This is a genomic window from Gimesia panareensis (assembly GCF_007748155.1).
Lineage (GTDB): Bacteria > Planctomycetota > Planctomycetia > Planctomycetales > Planctomycetaceae > Gimesia > Gimesia panareensis.
In genome coordinates this window covers 1,236,767-1,256,489 of record NZ_CP037421.1, presented here as the reverse complement: position 1 = coordinate 1,256,489, position 19,723 = coordinate 1,236,767, and the positions used below count along the sequence as shown (strand labels likewise).

The 19,723-nt window shown below is 54.2% G+C and carries 16 protein-coding genes; 5 read left to right on the top strand and 11 right to left on the bottom strand.

All coding sequences use genetic code 11. The features are described from left to right. Positions 1-5: 5 nt before the first annotated feature. Entirely contained in the window at positions 6-1,094 is a 1,089-nt protein-coding gene (gene mtnA / locus Enr10x_RS04860) for an S-methyl-5-thioribose-1-phosphate isomerase (RefSeq protein WP_145448305.1), read from the bottom strand. Between the two features lie 233 nt (positions 1,095-1,327). Between mtnA and Enr10x_RS04855 the strand changes: the two genes are divergently transcribed. The 3 genes from Enr10x_RS04855 (at position 1,328) to Enr10x_RS04845 (ending at position 4,177) form a co-directional block, all read left to right on the top strand. Beyond that, entirely contained in the window at positions 1,328-2,008 is a 681-nt protein-coding gene (locus Enr10x_RS04855) for a 3-keto-disaccharide hydrolase (protein WP_232093235.1), read from the top strand. A gap of 50 nt (positions 2,009-2,058) precedes the next feature. Beyond that, the gene (locus Enr10x_RS04850; RefSeq protein WP_145448304.1) at positions 2,059-3,345 is read left to right on the top strand and encodes a Gfo/Idh/MocA family protein; all 1,287 of its coding nucleotides are present in this window, start codon (positions 2,059-2,061) and stop codon (positions 3,343-3,345) included. A gap of 346 nt (positions 3,346-3,691) precedes the next feature. Continuing rightward, positions 3,692-4,177, top strand: a complete 486-nt coding sequence (locus Enr10x_RS04845; protein WP_145448303.1) for a hypothetical protein — start codon at positions 3,692-3,694, stop codon at positions 4,175-4,177. On the opposite strand, the gene Enr10x_RS04840 is transcribed toward Enr10x_RS04845, so the two are convergent. Next, the gene (locus Enr10x_RS04840) at positions 4,134-5,006 is read right to left on the bottom strand and encodes a sugar transferase (RefSeq protein WP_145448302.1); all 873 of its coding nucleotides are present in this window, start codon (positions 5,004-5,006) and stop codon (positions 4,134-4,136) included. The genes Enr10x_RS04845 and Enr10x_RS04840 overlap by 44 nt on opposite strands. Positions 5,007-5,316: 310 nt before the next feature. Beyond that, positions 5,317-7,470: an alpha-glucan family phosphorylase gene (glgP, locus tag Enr10x_RS04835; protein WP_145448301.1), complete on the bottom strand. Its 2,154-nt coding sequence runs from the start codon at positions 7,468-7,470 to the stop codon at positions 5,317-5,319. A gap of 399 nt (positions 7,471-7,869) precedes the next feature. On the opposite strand from glgP, the gene Enr10x_RS04830 reads away from it, so the two are divergent. Beyond that, a complete protein-coding gene (locus Enr10x_RS04830) occupies positions 7,870-8,745 on the top strand; it encodes an NAD(P)H-hydrate dehydratase (RefSeq protein ID WP_145448300.1) in 876 nt (291 codons plus the stop codon). 212 nt (positions 8,746-8,957) lie between these two features. Here Enr10x_RS04830 and Enr10x_RS04825 read toward each other — a convergent pair whose 3' ends face one another. Continuing rightward, positions 8,958-10,172 carry a C45 family autoproteolytic acyltransferase/hydolase gene (locus tag Enr10x_RS04825; protein WP_145448299.1) on the bottom strand — a complete coding sequence of 405 codons (1,215 nt, stop codon included), beginning with the start codon at positions 10,170-10,172 and terminating at the stop codon, positions 8,958-8,960. 477 nt (positions 10,173-10,649) lie between these two features. On the opposite strand from Enr10x_RS04825, the gene Enr10x_RS04820 reads away from it, so the two are divergent. After that, positions 10,650-12,983, top strand: coding sequence for an MMPL family transporter (locus Enr10x_RS04820; RefSeq protein ID WP_145448298.1), 2,334 nt, complete (start codon positions 10,650-10,652; stop codon positions 12,981-12,983). A gap of 1,353 nt (positions 12,984-14,336) precedes the next feature. On the opposite strand, the gene Enr10x_RS04815 is transcribed toward Enr10x_RS04820, so the two are convergent. From Enr10x_RS04815 to Enr10x_RS04785, 7 genes are all read right to left on the bottom strand, one after another. Then, entirely contained in the window at positions 14,337-15,677 is a 1,341-nt protein-coding gene (locus Enr10x_RS04815; RefSeq protein ID WP_197997309.1) for a transposase, read from the bottom strand. A gap of 296 nt (positions 15,678-15,973) precedes the next feature. Beyond that, positions 15,974-16,771, bottom strand: coding sequence for a phytanoyl-CoA dioxygenase family protein (locus tag Enr10x_RS04810; protein WP_145448297.1), 798 nt, complete (start codon positions 16,769-16,771; stop codon positions 15,974-15,976). A gap of 162 nt (positions 16,772-16,933) precedes the next feature. Then, positions 16,934-17,377, bottom strand: coding sequence for a hypothetical protein (locus Enr10x_RS04805; protein ID WP_145448296.1), 444 nt, complete (start codon positions 17,375-17,377; stop codon positions 16,934-16,936). 223 nt (positions 17,378-17,600) lie between these two features. Further along, positions 17,601-17,900 (bottom strand): hypothetical protein, encoded by a 300-nt coding sequence (locus Enr10x_RS04800; protein WP_145448295.1) that lies wholly within the window; start codon positions 17,898-17,900, stop codon positions 17,601-17,603. A gap of 45 nt (positions 17,901-17,945) precedes the next feature. Next, a complete protein-coding gene (locus Enr10x_RS04795; RefSeq protein WP_145448294.1) occupies positions 17,946-18,698 on the bottom strand; it encodes a HEAT repeat domain-containing protein in 753 nt (250 codons plus the stop codon). Between the two features lie 17 nt (positions 18,699-18,715). Next, positions 18,716-19,090 (bottom strand): ABC transporter ATP-binding protein, encoded by a 375-nt coding sequence (locus Enr10x_RS04790; protein ID WP_145448293.1) that lies wholly within the window; start codon positions 19,088-19,090, stop codon positions 18,716-18,718. A gap of 37 nt (positions 19,091-19,127) precedes the next feature. Continuing rightward, positions 19,128-19,715, bottom strand: coding sequence for a hypothetical protein (locus tag Enr10x_RS04785; protein WP_145448292.1), 588 nt, complete (start codon positions 19,713-19,715; stop codon positions 19,128-19,130). Positions 19,716-19,723 lie beyond the last annotated feature (8 nt).

Below are 19,723 nucleotides of genomic sequence, written 5' to 3'. Positions count from 1 at the left end.
AGGTATTAACTCTGTACCGGTTCGGAACCGAGGACCCGCAGGACTTCCTCTTTGGTCACCGGTTGAATCAGTCCGCGTTCCGTGATAATGCCCCGGATAAATTTTGCCGGCGTCACGTCAAAAGCCGGATTATAGACATCGACGCCATCCGGCACGGTCTGTTTTCCGAATCCGTTCGTGATCTCTTCCGGCAGACGTTCTTCGATCGGAATCTCCTCACCACTTTCCAGACTCAGATCGAATGTGCTGGAGGGAGCTGCGATATAAAACGGGATGTCGTGCAGGCTCGCCAGCAGCGCGACGGAATAGGTGCCGATTTTATTCGCCGAATCCCCGTTGGCAGCGATCCGGTCCGCGCCGGTCACCACTGCCTGGATCTTGCCTTCCTTCATCACCCAACCTGCCATTGAGTCACTGATCAGGGTCACGGGAACATTCCTCTGCATCAGTTCCCAGGTCGTCAGTCGCGCCCCCTGTAATAAAGGGCGGGTCTCATCTGCATAAACATGAATTCCCTTCCCCTGCTTTGCCGCCTCAAAGAAGACCGCCAGCGCCGTGCCGCCGCCCGAAGTCGCCAGGCCGCCGGCATTACAGTGTGTCAGCACACCATCTCCGGGAGAGAGTAAGGCCGCCCCCACTTCACCGATTTTGTGGCACATCTCCAGATCTTCGACCTCGATCCGCCGCGCCTCTTCCAGCAGGAGTGCATGCATCTCGCTGCTGTCCAGATCCGACGAATCGGCAGCCAGCTTCTGCAAACGGTCCAGTGCCCAGAACAGGTTCACCGCCGTCGGCCTGCTCTCGGCCAGATAATCGGCAACCGTTTTCAGTCGTTGATCAAAATCCGCACGCGATGTGCCGGCATCGGTCTGCAAGCCAATGACGACACCATAGGCGGCTGCAATCCCGATCGCCGGTGCGCCGCGGACACGCAGTTTTTTAATCGCCTCCCAGACCGTCTCCACATCCCGGCATTCGATTTCCCGATACTCGGTGGGCAGCAGCGTCTGATCGATCATTTTCAGATATCCATCCGTATCACCAACCCAATGAAGTGTTGCTACATCTGACGCAGCTTCGTGCTCGGTATTCATGTTCAGCCATCTTCTTATGTGAGAGGAATTTAATTCAAAGGGAGTCGCCTGCACGCATTCTAGTCGAAACCACCTCAAACAAAAAACCCTCCGGTTTCACAAGCTTTTCCATTGATTCTGGTAATCTGCCTCTGGTATGCTCAACTCACACTCCTTTTTAAAGATCCTTAAATATCACAGGATTTTTCCTTCCTGATTAACTGACAATCGCTGAATTTCAAGGAATCAATCTTATGTTGTTGACTGCCCGTAAAATCTCCACCCTCTCCCTACTGACTGTCGCCGGTCTGATGATCTCTCTGACTGCTCCCCTGAGCGCTGAAGAACACTGCGAAAGCGATTTCGTCAGCATCTTTAACGGCAAGAACCTGGATGGCTGGCAAGGGGCCACCGACGGGTATTACGTCAAAGACGGCATGCTCATCAGCAAAAAAGAGAGCGGCGGAAATCTCTTCACCGACAAAGAATACAAAAACTTCGTCCTGCGGTTCGATTTCAAACTGGATGCCGGCGCCAACAACGGGATCGGTTTCCATGTTCCCCTGAATCCTAAAGGCAGCCCTGCCTACGCTGGCAAAGAACTTCAGATCCTGGACAACACCGCAGAAAAATACGCCAAGCTGCAGAAGTATCAGTACCACGGTTCGCTGTACGGGACTGCGGCTGCCAAACGAGGTTACCTCAACCCGGTTGGTCAGTGGAACTCTGAAGAAGTTCTCGTGAATGGCAATCACGTCAAAGTCACACTCAACGGCACCGTGATTCTGGACTACGATATGGCAGACGCCAAGAAAAACGGCACGATCGATCACAAAGATCATCCCGGTCTCAAACGGGACAAAGGCTACCTCTGCCTCTGTGGCCATGGCGCTCACATTGAGTTCAAAGATTTCCGAATCAAAGAACTCAAGTAGTCGCGCTCCGGACGGAAACTGAATCTTCCCTAACAACAGGAAAAGTACGTATGAGCTCTGAACAGCAAGCGACTGCGAACGAAGTTTCGCGCAGAAGTTTTCTCCGCACCGGCGGTGCCGCGGCAGCCGGTATGGCCTGGACCGCAAAAAGTTACGCCAGTATTCTGGGCGCCAATGATCGTATTCGCATCGGCTTCCTCGGTGCAGGCGGCATGGCCAACAACCACATGAATACCTACAACGCGCTGAAAGACAAAAACAATCTGGAAGCGATCGCTGTGGCTGACTGCTGGAAAACCCGCGCGGAAGAAGGCAAAACCAAAACCGGTGCGAAACACGCTTTCGGCGACTACCAGAAAGTTCTGGAAATCAAGGATATCGACTACGTCACCATCGCCACGCCGGAACACTGGCACTCCCAGATGACCATCGATGCCCTCGACGCCGGCAAAGCGGTCTATTGCGAAAAACCGATGACCCACAGCATTCCCGAAGCACAGGCGGTTATCAAAAAGCAGAAAGAGACCAAACTGCCGATCCAGGTCGGTGTGCAGGGTATGTCCGACGATTCCTACTCGTCCGCAGCCAAGGCGATTGAAGAAGGCGTACTCGGTCAGGTCGTACAGGCCCAGATCGAATACGTCCGCCGCTACGGCGATCAGGGTCCCTGGCGTCGCCCCGGACTGAAAGACAGCGAGCCTCAACCAGCCGACCTCGACTGGAACGCCTGGCTCGGCAAGGCCCCCAAAATCGGCTGGAACCCGCATCACTACTTCGAATGGCGGAACTATGCTCAATACTCGGGCGGCATCTGCACCGACCTGTTCATCCACCGCATCACCCGTATCATGAAGGCCTGCAACCTGCTCTATCCGCGGCGCGTGGTCGGCATGGGGGGCATCTGGCAGTGGAACGACGGCCGCAACCTACCTGACAACTTCGAAATGATCTGCGAATACCCGCGGGGTATGACTGTTTACGTCCTGGGCACCATGAGCAACCGGGTTGGCATCGATCACCTGATCCGCGGCTACCGTGGCACACTCTACTTCACCCGTGAAGGCTGGGTCGCCAAAGATAAAGACGGTAAAGTACTGGCGGAACACAAAAAGTCCGGCGCAGAAGATACGAAGCTGCACCACACCAACCTGCAGAACCATCTGCGGCATGGTGAACCGCTCAACTGCCCGACCGAACTCGGACTGGCAGGCGTCGTCGCCGTCAACATGGCCAACGAATCCTGGCGGACCGGACAGATGATGGGCTGGGATACCCAGAACGAAAAAATGGCGCCCGCCAACACGCTGGAGCTCAGCCATTTCCCCGAAACCACCTGATCTCAGTATCAGTGACAGCGGAATACACCCACGCCCTGGAAACAGGGCGTTTTTTTATTGGTATCGCAGCAGCGTCTGAGTAACGCTCCCTAATTCATTTGAAGTAGGAAGCAGACCCATGTGTCCGCCCGCCTGGTGAAGTACGAACACAGTGGATGCATTCGAAGGAAACTGGATAGTAAAAACTATTCTATCCAAAGGCGCGAAGTGCCAAAGTGAAGATGCAACACCAGTCGCTTCTAAATTCAAATCGATAGTGAATAGCCGCTAACCGGCCAGATTTCTTTGGGAGACCACACCACTGGAGGTTACAATCAGGGAAAGCTTTTACCGAAAGCAGACCGTCATGTTTCGCTCCAAAGTCCTGATCTATCTCTGCATTCTCCTTGGTACCGGCCTGGGCTGGTTTCATGCGCACGCGTACTGGATCACACGCGTGCGTTATTGGCGGTTTTCACAGGTCATCGACAGTAGCGACAAAACCATCTGTTTCTGGATAATCTTTGGCAGCGCGCTGCTCGCCGCGGTGCTGGCCAGTTGGAAGAATCGAACCACACTCTGGTTGACTATAACTGGAATCACAGTCGGTTGGCTGCTCTTTGCTCTGGCAGGACCGGCTTATACATCCAGTCCCCAGTCCACTCAACAGGGGCTTCTCCCGGCGGGTGTCATCTGGGAACAGTTAAGCCGTCAGACGGTCGGCATGCTTCTCGGCGCACTCGTGTTCCTCTACTGGCCTGAGATCGCGCGGTTCCTGAATTCCTTCAAGGGAATCGATTCAGAGCAGCTTACAGCGCCCCGCTCCCCGTCAGAATCACGCGGATCGTCTTGAACAGAATCTTGATGTCATTCCAGATACAGCAGTTCTGCAGGTACATCAGATCCAGCGAGACTTTTCTGCGGAAGCTTTCCACGTTGTTATCGTAGCCGTTAACGATCTGGGCGACGCCGGTCAGACCAGGCTTCAGGCCCAGGCGATCGATGTAGCCTGGAATCTCTTTGTTCAAACCTTCGATGAACTCCGGCCGTTCCGGACGCGGCCCCACCAGCGACATTTCACCTTTGAGCACGTTCCAGAGTTGAGGCAGTTCATCCAGTCGCGTCTTACGCATGAAGCGTCCCAGTTTCGTGACTCGCGGATCACCTTGGACGGCGAACTGCGCGCCGTTCTTTTCCGCATCCATGCGCATCGTGCGGAACTTGTATAACGTGAACGGCATTCCGTAACCCCGCTCGTCGCGGCGGTCATGACCGGAAACGCGGCGGTCTGTCTTCAGGTCCAGTTGGGAAAGATCGACCTGTTCCTGGCGACGATCGTTTCTGTTTTTCTTGCGGTAATTCAAACCGACGCGCGTCTGTTTGAAAATCGCCGGCCCCGGAGACGAAAGCTTCACCAGCACGACCAGCAGCAGTAGTAACGGAGACAGTACAATCAGCATCGTGGCTGACACGAAAATATCCATTATCCGCTTAATCAAACGGGTCCGTTCCGAAAGACAACGCACATCCACGCGCGGTTCTTCCAGCTGCAACCGGGTCAGCCAACCCGTGGAACGCCACAGTTCCACATCCAGATATCCCTTCACCAGATCCGAGAGCTCTCCGGGAGGAATCGCACCTTTCACGGGTGAATTTGATTGGTTTGCGAGTACTGAACTCATAGGGAAACGCTTTCTGCTACCGGGAGGAGGATTTCGCAGGCTCTGGATCGACGCGTCAGAAACAGCTGGCTGGCCTTCATTTCCAACGTACGCACTCTCAGTCGGCCCGTCCGCACATAAGTACTTTCACTTAAATCTAGCTCCCGATTGAGACATATGGTCTCACTCTCATTCGGAAAAGTTGACTCGGTCAAGCTTCGCTTTCAGCTGTGTCAGATCCCAATAAAAAAACGGTCACAGGAGAAATATCGGTTTTCTCTCCTGTGACCGTTGTATTGATTATCCAAACTGGCGAATTGATCAGCTGATCTTACAGCGATGAATCCCCTTTAATCTGGCTGGACAGTCCACCAGCAGCTGGCAGATACATTTTTTCGGCATAGTCCATCACCATCCGGTCCGCATTGAACCGCCACCCCAGGGTCCGGATCGCCCGTTTCATCCGGGTAATCCAGCCTAAAGGCAGATCGTCATAGTTGCGGTCGTAGTACAGGGGAATCACTTCATCACGGAGCACCTTCATCAGATTCACGCCATCGCGGTCATCCTGAATCTCCTGGTTCACATGCGTCCGACCTTCGCCAATCGCAAACCCGTTGCTGCCGTCAAAGGCTTCCGCCCACCAGCCATCCAGGATCGAACAGTTCAGACCACCGTTCAACACCACTTTCTGACCACTGGTTCCCGACGCTTCCAACGGACGTCGCGGATTGTTCAACCAGACATCGACGCCCTGCACCAGGTGACGTCCCAGGTTGATATCATAATCTTCCAGTATCACAATCTTGCCGCGGAACGGAGGCTCCTGCGTCAATTTGAAAATCCGCTGAATGATCTGCTTACCCCGTTCATCAGCGGGGTGTGCTTTCCCGGCAAAGATGAACTGCACAGGCCGTTCGGAGTCTTCAATAATCTTCAGGAAGTTCTCCATATCTTTCATCACGAGGTCAGCACGTTTGTAGGGAGCAAACCGCCGGGCAAAGCCGATCAGCAGTGCATCCGGATTCAGCGCGTTCCGCAGATGAGAAATCTCTTCGTCTGAAGTTCCTCGACGCAGTGCCTGCTTCTCCAGCAGATCGCGGGCGTAAATAATCAGACGGTTCTTCAACGCCTGGTGTGTTTCCCACAAATCCCCGGGGGTGATTTCTTCAATGCCCGCCCACACGTCGGCTTCACCAGTGCGGTAGAACCACTTGGTCGGCAACACGCGGTCATATATCACACGCATCGGCGCTGCCAGCCACGTCGGCATGTGCACGCCGTTGGTAATGTGACCGATGGGAATCTCTTCTTCACTCCGCCACGGCCAGAGTGATGCCCACATCCGGCGACTCACGACGCCATGCAGGTTCGAAACCGCATTGGCCAGCCGGCTCAGTTTAAATGCCAGCACGGTCATGCAGAAGGTTTCCCCTTCGTTCTGCGGATCGACGCGGCCCAGGCCCATCAAGGCATGATGATCGAGTCCCAGTTGATCCCCCAGGGGACCCACGTGCTCTTCCAGCAGGCCTGCATCAAAACGGTCATGACCAGCCGGCACGGGAGTATGCGTGGTGAAGACACAGGACGCAGCGACGTCACGCAGAGCATCATCAAACGAGAAACCATCTTCGTGCATCCGACTGCGAATCCGCTCCAGCGGGGCAAAGGCGGAGTGACCTTCATTCATGTGAATCACGCTCGGATTGATGCCAATCGCTGACAACGCTCTGACGCCGCCGATGCCCAGCATGATTTCCTGGCGGATACGCGTCCGCTGATCGCCGCCGTACAGCCGCGCGGTCAGATTACGATCTTCTTCGCTGTTTTCCGGCACATCGGTATCCAGCAGATACAGCTTCACCCGCCCCACGTCAATCCGCCACACCTTGGCAAAGATCTCGCCCGATCGGGTCGCGACTGAAATCATCACCGGCTTACCATCCGGAGTGTAGGCTGGCGAAATCGGCAGGTTTTTGGTCTTGGCTTCGGTGTACGATTCCTGCTGCCAGCCCTCTTTATCAATGTGCTGCGAGAAATATCCTTCACCGTAAAACAGACCGACGGCGACCAGGGGCAGCCCCAGGTCGGAAGCACTTTTCAGATGGTCGCCCGCCAGCACACCCAGACCACCCGAGTAGATGTGCAGCGATTCATGGATCCCGAACTCGGCAGAGAAATAAGCCGCACTGCGGTGGCCCAGAATCGTTGCGTTTGTCGAACCCCAGGTCTCGGCGCGATCCATGTACTCCTGCCAGCGACGGTAGGCCACGTTCACGCGGGAGTGCAGACTCAGGCTGCTTAATTTCTTTTCCAGCTGTTCCGGAGTGTACTCTTCCAGCAGCAGAACCGGGTTATGGTTTAACTCTGACCATTTATCAGGGTCAATCAGATGAAAGATCTGAGTAACGTCAGGCTGCCAACTCCACCACAGATTACCGGCCAGGTCACATAGCTTCTCATACACAGTTTTCTTGCTTGGCATTGAAGATCCATCCAATCGATTACGATTTATGCGAGTCCATCATTTTCCAGAACGAATCCCGGGCGGAATGCATTGCTGCCTCCCGGATCCATCGCGCAACTGCGATCTCTGAAGTATGATAGAAAAAGTAGTCCGTTCAAAAAAGGTATTCAAAGTATACTGATCTCAACGTGGACTGGGAGCCCTAACAAACACTCTTTCAACAGGTTAACGCGATCTGAAACACAACATCCACAACCTGTCTCTCCCAGCCATCCCAGACTAAACCTCTACACCCCGATTTTCGGTTCGCTACAATAAAAATTTGGACACAGTCGCCCGGTCATGGTCAAAGCTGATCGAGTCTGGCAAAATGCGAACACATTGTAATCAGGCCCGGCAAATTTGAAAGATTTTAATATGAATATTCAGCGAATCAAAGATCTGCCTCCACTTCCACAACGTGCTCCTGATTCTCATAAAGGTTCCTGCGGGAAAGTACTGATCATCGCCGGCAGTCCCGGCATGAGCGGGGCGGCCTGTCTGGCCGGCATGGGCGCCCTCCGCGGCGGTTCGGGGCTCGTCTTCGTCGCCACACCAGCTGCCATTCAATCCATTGTGGCCTCCGTCAATCCCTGCTACCTCACGATTCCGCTTGAGCTCGACTCAGACAGTCAACTCACGTCGGAGTCCACAGCCCACCTGCTCGACCAGCTGCCCGGCTTCGATGCCGTCGCCATCGGTCCCGGCTGTGGTCAACATCCCTGGGTTCGTGACCTGACCGTTCAGCTTTACTCCGAACTCGAACAGACCCTGATCGTCGATGCCGACGCCCTGAATTCACTCGCCGCCCTGGAAACGCCCCTGCCCGACGCCGCAGGGCCCCGCATTCTGACTCCCCATCCCGGCGAATTTTCACGCTTGACCAATGTCAGCATCAAAGACATCAGTGCCGACCGCGAAACCCATGCGATTCAATTCGCTCAAAAACATCAGGTCGTCCTCGTCCTCAAAGGGGCCGGCACCATCGTCACCGATGGCACACAGCTCGCCGTCAATCAAACGGGTAACGCAGGTATGGCGACCGGAGGCACAGGCGATGTCCTGACCGGCCTGACGACCTCCCTGGCCGGACAGGGGATGTCTCCTTTTGATGCGGCCCAGCTGGGAGTCTATCTGCACGGCCTGGCGGGCGACTTCGCTGCAGACGACCTTTCCCAACCCGCCATGATCGCCGCCGACCTCCTGGACTACATCCCCGACGCCTGGCGAGAACTCATCGCAGAAACAAACTGAGAGCAGCGTTCCCGTATGCCACTGCCCGGCAGTGCGTAAAACGCGACACCAGACCAAGAGTACTGGTCCGGTGGCACTGTTGGCTTGCCAACAGTGCTCGAGAAAACACACCACATTCACACGCAATCATCAGATGCAACGAAAGCGAATCATACGTAAAGACACGAAACAGGAAAGCTAAACATCAGGAACTGCGAAACGTTCCCCTGATCCTATTTTGCTTTCTGCGAAACTTCCTGTCGGGCCGGCATCGGATGCTCTGGCGAATTGGCATCCGGCTTCCGCTTCAGCAGCTCGGACAGCTGAAAGCTGAAATATTTCTGGTTCGCAGCCGGCTTCCCGTCACTGCTGGCATTCGCCACCCACAGCTTCGTCGACTTCGGCTCAAACAGCACGTTATGCAGATTCGACTTCATCGCCACCGGACGGCTCATCAACTCAATTGCAGACTCAGCCGTGAACTTGCCATACCCGTCTTTTACCCGTTTGGAAAGTTCCTGGTAGCGATCCCCGGCGGACAGCAGGGCTGCATCTTTGACGGGGTTCGGCAATAGAGGATGAAATTCCCCCGGCTCAATCAGTTGCAGCTTTTCCCAGCTGGTCGCCATTCCAACCGACCGATTCGTTTTGCCGTCGGCGATCACGTAATAATATTCGCAAGTCCGATAGTTATCCTTAAAGACGGCAATCGCTTCGTCCAGATCTTTGGCAGTCTCCAGCACCTCACGTACGAGGAACGCCATCGGCACACCGGCCCAGTGTCCCAGGCCACGGCCTCCCATTTCGCCGATGGAAACCGACTGCATATTCATCCCGGTCACCGAACCGATGAAACCGGCATAGGTCACATTCACGAAAGGGATGCCCCCTTCCGGTTCCGCCACCACCAGCACCGCATGATCCTGCAGACCCCAGTCGCAGGCATAGTCCAGCACGCGACCATGAAAGAGTGTGCCATCTTTGGTCGCGGAGTTCGCAATCGAAAACCCGCTGCAGTGAAACATCTCGGGAATGAAATTCGTCGCCCGCACATCTTCGTAGGCAATCTCCGCTCCCGCGGCCAGACCCCGCATTTCATCAACATACTTCTGAGGCGTGTAAGGCTTCTGAATCTGAATCACCGTTTCAATCGCCTGGCGCGGTTTGAGCTTCACCAGACCGAAATCTACCAGCGTGGTCTCCCCCTTCTCATTCAACAGGTTATACATGTTCTTACGAATATGTTCCTTCAGCAGCACCCCCTGCTGGTACCCCATTTCATAATGGGTCCCTTTCAGATGCAGCACCAGATAGCCGTCCACCTTCTCCAGCCAGCCCTCACCACAACGGCCAATCGTCTGGGCCGAGGCAGGCCGCGACGTAAGACAGACCAGAGCTAGAAACAGTAGAAGACAGAAACCTGAGAAACGGCGCGGATTACGAAGCATGAGAAGATCCTTTGCACTTTTCAGAACGATCGGAAGTGATTGATATGAAGTGAATTCCGGTCAGCCTCATTATGCCAGATTCACTCACAGATACAAAATGATTTTTTCAGGACACGCTGAAAAATGAACATAAACTCAGTTTTCAGACTCTGACCACAATTCAAACCCCCCTTGGACTTGCAAACGGCTACCGGAATGTGTGAAGATTGACGCCACAAAGCCCGGTAAGTTACTGTAGATACCTTACCTCTCGGGTTTCAGTTTCAAAAACTCAGCAGATACAGCGCAGTTGCTGTCCGGCTGAGTTTACGCCTTCTCTTCAGCTCCTTGTTAGCAGTCCCTATGTTTCGAGTCCTGGGTAATACTGTCGTCCGCTACTGGCAAGTCTTTCTTGTCATTTGGATCCTGGTTTTGGCCGGAGTCTCCTACGTTGCGCCTGAGTGGTCCAGTGTAGTTCAAAACGGGGAATTTGCTTTCATGCCCGCCGATTCTCCCAGCCTGCAGGGAGAAAAACTGTTTAAGCGCGCCTTCCCCGATGACCTGCTCGCCAGCAGCATCGTGCTCGTAGTCCGCCGCGAACATGGCGATCAGGGACTCCGACCGGCTGACCTCAAATTCATCGAAGAGAAACTGAAACCCCGGCTGGAAGAAATTGCCGAAGAACAGGGTGGCTTTGCCACAGAGCGCAAAGATAACAACTCCCAGACGACGACATCCAACATCTCGCGTATCCGCACCTATACTGATAAATCGATCGGCGACCTGTTGCAGAGCGAAGACAACAAAGCTTCGCTGGTGATCGTCGAACTCTCGACCGAGTTTCTCGACCAGAGTAACGGCAAAACCGTAGAGAGCATCGAGAACCTGATTCAGAACGATGAAGAGTTCAAACAGTCCATCGAGCCGGGCCTGGATATTTCGCTGAGCGGAATCGCCACCGTCGGACGCGACATGATCCGGGCCGCCAATCAGAGCGCCGAAGCGACCGAACTCTGGACCGTCCTGCTGGTCATCCTGCTGCTGGTCATTATCTATCGTGCTCCCATTCTGGCACTGATTCCGCTGTTTACCGTCTTCGTCTCTGTCAAGATCGCCCTTTCGGTACTGGCGATCCTCGGCGACTGGGGCTGGGTCGGGCTCTTCTCCGGCATTGAGGTCTACGTCACCGTGATCCTCTACGGAGCCGGCGTCGATTACTGCCTGTTCATGATTGCCCGTCACCGCGAAGAACTCGAAAAAGAATGCACCTTTAAAGAAGCCATTTCCAACTCGATCGCCACCGTCGGCGCGGCCCTGGCTGCCAGTGCCGGAACCACGATGTGCGGGATCGGCATGATGGTCTTCGCCCAGTTCGGCAAGTTTCAGCAGGCCGGCGTCGCCATGGCACTCAGCCTCTCCTTCGTACTGATGGCCTCCCTGACACTCTCCCCCGCCCTGCTCTGCCTGGCGGGACGCTTCGCCTACTGGCCGCAAACCTTCAACGAACGCGTCGCCATCTCCGCCGGCTGGCTCACCCCCTCCAGTGTGATGGCCCGCCTGATGCAGCGCAACTGGGCCGGCTCCCTCTGGGAAACCGTCTCGCAGGCACTGCTCAAAAATCCCGGAAAAATCTGGCTCTCCACCTTCCTGGTTCTGTTCCCCTTCGCTTTGATCAGCCTGGCCTGTTATGGCAATTTGAGCTACGGGCTGCTCTCGGAACTGCCCAGCGAAGATCCCAGTGTCGTCGGCACCAAAGCCGTTCAGGGGCACTACCCCGCGGGTGCCACCGGCCCCCTGACGCTGCTGTTTGAGAACCCGGAGATCAACTTCTCCGATTCCGAAGGCCGCGACGCCATCGAACATCTCACCGCTGACCTGCTGAAGCAGAAGGAAGAGCTCGGCATCGCGGATATCCGCAACATGACCAAGCCGTTTGGTATCGGCGCTGCTGACGAAATGGAAAAAGCCAAAAACCTGACCGGCTTGAAGAAAATCGGTGCGCTCAGCCGCATCAAGTTGATTAAAAATTATTACGTCAGTTCCGAACCCGAACTCGAACATCATGTCACCCGCATGGATCTGATCCTCGAAAAAGATCCCTTCTCGCATGACAGCATGATGCAGCTCGAACGCGTGAAAAAGGCCGTCAATAAAGCACTGCCCGATGAACTGAAAGGCAAAACCGATCTCTACTACATCGGCGCTACCGCCAGCATCAGTGACCTCAAAAACGTCACCGATCAGGACCAGGCCCGCATCGATGTCCTTGTACTGGTCAGCGTGTTTGTCATCCTCGTGATTTTGCTCAAACGCCCCGCGATTTCTGCCTACCTCATCGTCAGCGTCTTTTTCAGTTACCTGGTCACGCTGGGTATCACCTTCGCCGTCTTCTGGGCACTCGACCCGCAAAACTTCGCCGGGCTCGACTGGAAAGTCCCCATGTTCCTGTTCACGATCCTGATTGCGGTCGGCGAAGACTATAATATCTATCTCATCACCCGCATCGACGAAGAACAGAAACGCCTCGATCCGGTTGAAGGCGTCATCTCCGCTCTCAAGAGTACCGGCGGCATCATCTCCAGCTGCGGGATTATCATGGCAGGCACATTTTCCTCCCTGATGGCAGGCACACTGGTCGGCATGCAGCAGCTCGGCTTTGCCCTCGCATTCGGCGTCCTGCTCGACACCTTCATCATCCGCCCGATCATCGTCCCCGCCTACCTGATCATGCTCTATCGCGGCTACTTCGGCTCCTGGGGCAAGTACCTCGGCGCCGCCCAGTTCCTGGAAACCAAACCCCAGCCCGAACTCGACACCTCCCATACCAAATAACCTCATCAGCTCTCTTCGAGCAGAAATGAGTAACCCCGAATGCAATTCGGGCCAAGCGCGGCAAGCAGGAAGTCCCAGAGAAAACAGACAGACCAGAATCAGCGCACCTCACCAGAAAATGCAGGGTGCAGGCCTGCGTGCCTGCCCGCCGAACGAGGTTCAATCCAGAACCAACGCCACAGGGGCCACAAAAAATACGCACCGGGTAACCCCGGATGCAATCCGGGGTGAGCACAGCGAACAAGAGGTCGCAGCTCAACCCCACAAACCTGAACCAGCCCACCAACCCATTCCGTAGGGCGCGGGCCCATGTGCCCGCCCGCCTGGTGATATTCGACTCGAGGAATCTTCCATTGGAAACACATCTCACCCCCGTACAAAATCCAATCGGGTAAGCCAGAATAAAATTCGAGCCGAGCACAGCGCGCAGCAAACTGACGGAATAAACACACGAACGCCTCCATCATTCTCCCCACCTCTCACTAACTCCCGGTGTTTCACTGTCGACTCGCCCGACAGTGCTGCTTGCATAAACATATCCCACCTCAAAATACCAACCTGCTACTGAATAAACTGGACTTGATCCACCCTCCCCGAATCGTAAATTGTTGCAATTGTGCTTCGCGCGCGAGGCGGACGATGCGAGCACGGAAACACGACGAACAAGTGACTCAGAAACACCTGAATCGCCGTCGATTTTTCCAGTTTTTCACCAGAACAGAATGAATCGGTTAAAGATGTCTCGTACATTTTCAAATCATTTCGGAGCACTTTCAGAGCAAATCGGAGCAAACTCACAAGAAACTCAAGACAACTCACAGTAAACTCAGAGCACAAATTCTGCTTGACCCCTGCGCCCTTCATCAGAATGAAACACATCCCGAGGCAACGAAAACATGCCCGACAGAAATCGCAATGAACAGCAGTTACAGAATAATCCATCCATGATCATTTCCCGGAGAGGCACATAACCAGCATCACTGACAACCTGTACCAGCAGAATATTTCGTGTCTTTCGTGCTTTTCGTGGTAGTAAACCGCGTAGCGTGCCGGCCGTTTAAACACAAAGAGAAATCCTACACATCGGCACCAGCCAGTCCAGAGAAATTCAACCAGTGCACGTCACGCACTAGTGAAAAGGCAGGGTAACCCCGGATGCAATCCGGGGTAAGCGCAGCGAACAAGAGGTCGCAGAGAAAACTGACAGACCAGAATCAGCGCACCTCACCAGAAAATGCAGGGGGCAGGCCTGCCTGCCCGCCGAACGAGGTTCAATCCAGTACCAACGCCACAGGGGCCACAAAAAAACGCACCGGATACGCCTGGGGTGCCACACAACGCGGGTAACGACTTTTATTCAAGATAGATTTTCGCCAGTTTTTTTTGATCCGTTGTTGCCTGAATGATAGTTGGTTTTCCGCATTGCCGTTTCCTTTTCTTACACGGATGTCCCCGGCTTGCTTTTCTGTTATTCGGCCGTTTTTCTTCGGCGAGCACGGATTGCGAAAGCAGGTCGGTTAATGGCGCCCATTGCTGAGCATGGCAGGCAATTATCGTGACAGCCTGAGAAAACACACGAATCACTTTGATCGGACTGAGTTTTTTGAGATTCGTTCCCTGCTTATGCAACATGTCTTTTCCGACAAATAACGCAACCCAGATTCCGATCAGAGTCCAGTTTAATTCTGTGATGACATTTACAGGCGTCTGGCAACATAGCTTGCTGCGTTCACAGGATTGTTTTACTGAGCGGAAGAAAACCTCAATCCCCCATCTTTGACGATATAATTTACAGGCACATGCATCGGTCATTTCTAATTCGTTGCTCACCAGGTAGATCTTGTTCCTGCCATTATGGATCTGGAACAGACGCAGGACCAGCGGGCTTTGGTCTCGACGCTGCATAGAGTCGGGCCAGTAATAGACGAAGCCATCACGAATTTTCAACTGACCAAGTGATTTTAACAGGGTTACGTTCGAACCAACACGAAACAGGAAAGAATGCCCTGACTCCATGATGGCTGACCACAGCGGAGCACCTGTATATTGCGCATCCCCAACCAGTCGGACATTTTCTGGAAGGGATTCCAGCATTTCCCGGGCCGCAATTCGCTCACTGCCAGCTGCCCCCTGAATACACCAGCGAAACGGTAACCCACTGCCCAGATGCCAGAGCACGGTCGTTAACAGTTGAACGGTTAACGCCTTGGATTCATCGGCTTTTTTGCGGTATTTCGCCGACCTTCTATGATGGATCCCTGGTGCAAATTCACGCTGATTGGCTGCTGAGCGAGGCGCAGAGAACTTGGTGGCATCCACGGCCAGAGTGACTTTGCCTGCTGTGGTTCGATAGCCCTTCCATTGTCCCAGTTTTGAGGAAAGATGTTGAATCACCAGATCCACCAATGGCTGTCCGTAGTTCGCCAGAGCTTTCATCAGCCCTTGTCGTGTCACTGTCGTCGAAACCTGAAAGAGCTCACCGGCAACCGTGTAGGCCGTTTTTACCCTTTCGCCAAGTGTTCCTTTGGCAGTCCAGCCCATGCAGAGAATGGCAACCGCAGCCAACCAGCCCGGATCCAGAGAGGCATTGCCGTGACGTACCAGGGAAGACGTTTCGCAGGGAATCAGCCTGTCAAAAATCGCTTTCATTGACTGAATATTTATGCGAAGATGCTCGGTATCTTGATGCGGCATTCCAAGAGTCCTTTCTTGGCATGAGTGCAATTTGGTTAGCACCTGCATTAAACAACCTAACGGTTGTCCGCATCAAGATTTATTTAACTTACACAGAATCGTTACCCGCGTTGGGTGCCACAGTTGGCTTGCCCAACTGTGCTTTAAGAGCAGAGAAAAGCACATCAGAAAGCACTAAAATCCCGGATGCAATCCGGGATTGCCAGCGGGTGGCACCGTTGGCTTGCCCAACGGTGAAAATGAGAGCAACAGATCAGATCACCTGGTACATCCTGCAGTAGATCATCAACAACACCTCAACGCGGCGTATGAATAATCATCTCCGGCAGCGCTGCCGACCGTGATCCCGGAACCGGCGGATTATCGGCCGGACGAAACGTAAACACGGCTGAGAACTTGGGCTGATCCGTAAAGTTCCGCGTCGCCGCATGGAACGTCCGGCAGTGGAAAAACAGCACATCTCCGGGATGCAGCTCTGCCGCCACACCGGTCTCGATCAATGCCTCATTCTCCGGCAGATCCGGACGGAGAAAGATCCGCTCGTCCAGCCGGTCGGGTGTGAACTCCATCCGATGCGTACCCGGAATCACTTTCAGGCAACCGTTCTCCAGGTTCTCGTCGCCCAGTGCCACCCAGACGCTGATCAGCTCTTTTCGCTCGAACGACCAGAAACGGATATCCTGGTGCCACAGCGTATCGCTGCTGAACTGGGGCTGCTTGGTCATGATGCAGTTATGGTGTGCCAGCGGCATCACATAGTCGTCTCCCAGCAGTGGGGCCAGCTTGTTCACAATCGCCGGGTGGTTCACCAGTTCGGTAAAGCTCATCCCCCGGCTGTGGGCCTGTTTCAGCCGTCGCACGGTCTCCCCGCCAATCACCTGCCGCGACGCGGGCGAACCGGGATACTCGACATCGGCCTCATACTCGACTGGCTCCTGCACCTGCGCCAGCCCCTCTTTCGTCGCCGCCAGCATCTCCTGCCGCAGCGATTCGGGACAGAGATTTCGAAAAATCAGATAGCCGTCCTGCTCGAATTTTTCCAGTTCTTCCGCAGTCAGCCGCTCCTGGGACAGGGACTGTGATGGTGATGCCATGGTTTTTCACTCTGATCATAAAGACACACGCCGGCCACCGGATCACTCACGCCAGATCCGGCCCGGCTCATGCCGTTATCATACAATTCCAATTTGGAAAATTAAAGTAGTGAAATTAAGTTATCTGCCCGATCTCCCTCTGAAGCTCTGTCACCCCCGACCTCAGCGTTCGAAATCAATCGACGGCGACTCCACCCGGCCACCCCAGAATTTCGTAATCGCTGCAAACCGGGAACGTTTCGCCAGGAAATCGTAGCGTTCCTTATCAGCATTCACCTCGTAGACATAGCGCACCCTCAAGCGACCTGGAGGTAACTTGAGCGTCCAGATCTGCTCCGACGTCGGTTGGCTGTCCAGGGGCACCGTCAAGTCAAAGGCAATCCGGTCTCCCTCCCGCAGCACAAATTCATCTCCTGGGGCGATCACCAGATATCCCGCTCTCCACTGATCTAACAGTTCCCCGCTCTCATCCATGAACTGCAGCCCCGTCACCTCCGGATAAGGCAACAGCAGCCGCTCACTACTGGAATAAAACGCCAGACGAAACACCGGCTTTTCGTCGCGTAATCCCAGATACTCCAGGTCCAGTTTCAGTCCCATATCCATCGATGACTCCTTTTGAAATTCCATATAGAAAGACACGCCATCTGTCGATGACACACGTTCGTCGCTCGCACGACGATAAAAAAGAAAGGGGGTTTCCCCGAATGCAATTCGGGGTGAGCGCAGCGAACAGGAAACTGACAGAGAAACAGTTCCCTTGAATGGCACCAGAGGAAGCCGAAAGCAGCTCCGGGTGGTACCTGAGTCATCCGGAATGACACCCTTCTCAGATCAGGCCCGAACGGTGGATCACAAGTTGATCGCTGCCCGCCAGTAACAGGCTTACCGCCAGTCCCAGTGCCCGCTGAAAGAGACGCGTCTCCCCACTGGCTGTCAACAGCACAAAGGCATTCCCGGTCTCGTTCTCCCTCTGCTGGCTGATCGAGACGGAATCTCCCGCTTCCGACTTGAGTTCCACCTGATAGCCACTCCCGGAGACAAACTCCGGCCACTCCCGAAAATGAGCGGCCAGATCAACGTCGAGGGCGAAATAGGATTCAATCCTGATATTGGGTACGTTCTTCATTTCGATTCAAATTTAAGTGAGCTCTTTCTCATTTTTTATCAGCTGCTACCGGCTGACATGCTGGTTAATCTGGAGTGAATACTCCACCGCCTCTCGTACTTCCTTATTTTCCTTCATCAATGACTCCAACTGTGTCTGAATCTCGGGAGATAATGGCTGCAGTTTTGAAAGTGCGACAGCGGCTTCCTGTTGAAAATGCCAGGGAGCCCCCTCCAGCAAAGCAGCGATGTCAGCGGCTGACTCTCTGGCCCCCATGTCACCCAGCGCCCGTGCTGCCATATATCCCATCCTTTGATCTTTCAGATTCGCCACCAGGGCCGGTATTGCCGGGCTGGCGTCAATTCCCCGCATACCATAATTGGAAAGTGCGTAAGCTGCATACCGCCGAACTTCACTATCCTGATGTGAAAGTGCACGCACCAGCGCCGCCACGACGTCCGCCTGGTACGCGGTACGATCGCCCTCAGTTTCTATGAGTTCGACATGTCCGAGTGACCAGGCAGCCGAGCTGGCCACCTGGGGAACGTCCGTATTGAGTTTGTCGATCAAGTCGGCCAGTGTCTCCTGATCTGCCTGACCAATCCTTCCGACACTCGATGCCGCCGCGGCGCGGATTTGTATCTCATCGGAATCGAGATACTCCCGACTCCATTTGAGTGCCTCCACATCACCGCGCTCAACGTGTTTCAGAGACCACTCGCGATAAATAATCCCTGCAATACGAAAGGCACCTGACATCTGCAGCCCCATCATCACAGCGAGCGCCATCACCAATGCGAGAATATAACGAGTAGCCATACAACACCTTTGTTGATTCAGAGGTCAGACTCAGTGGGACTTTCCCACTTCGCCCGGTACCGTGTGTTTGATTTCAGGAGCAGAAAAACCGGTCCGTAGAACACCAGATAAGGCACCCAGCCCAGGCCCATTGTCAGCCCCGGCAGTATGTTATCGACCTGTCCCGGCTGCACACTCATGCGTCCCCATACAATCAATGTTCCCCAGAACAGGAGCAGCCCCAGGCAAAAACCGGTCTCCCGCCAGACGGTCATCAGAATCAGGGGCACGATGAGCGTTGCCATCAACAACGGCAGCCGCACCTGCAGCCAGAGCACTGCTGGAATGACAACCGCCAGCATCAGCAGTATCAGTCCGCTCCGCGTCGAAATCGGTTTGGCTTCATGCTGCATACGCACATTTCCCAGGATTAAAAAAATGGACTCACCTTTACAGATTACTGTAATCCGTATGGTCGACGACACAGATCGCCTGACAACCTTCCGGGGACGACATGCTTTCATAAACAGAAATCCCAAATGCAGACCAAAGGGCTTCCGTTTCATCCATATAATACTGATCCATATCAATACCGGCCTCTTCAGGGAGTGGCGCTCCCTGCTGCTGCATTTCGGTATTATTATTGATCACCTCGCGGCGCAACTCTCCCTTTTCAAAACACCAGAAACAGGCACATCCACCTGCAGTTTCGACAACGAAAGAGAGAACCGGCCCCATCTCGTTGCTCAACACAGCCAATTCTTTGTCAGAAGCTGGCAGAACGTATGTGGGATCAAACAGCAGCGTCCAGGGACCATCCTGCCAGAGAAGATAGACGGTTTTACCAGGATTGTCTTTGCGCCAGGCACTGGCGGAGACAAACTCCTCGTGCGTGTCTTTCCATTCCCAGATGGAATCAGTATCAGGAAAATCACCCGCTGCATCCACGATCTCCAGGTGAGGAAACACCTGCGAAAAAGCTTTCAGAAACTCAGCAACAGAAGATTTTGCTGCAATCAAACCAATATGCATGCCCACGATTCAGA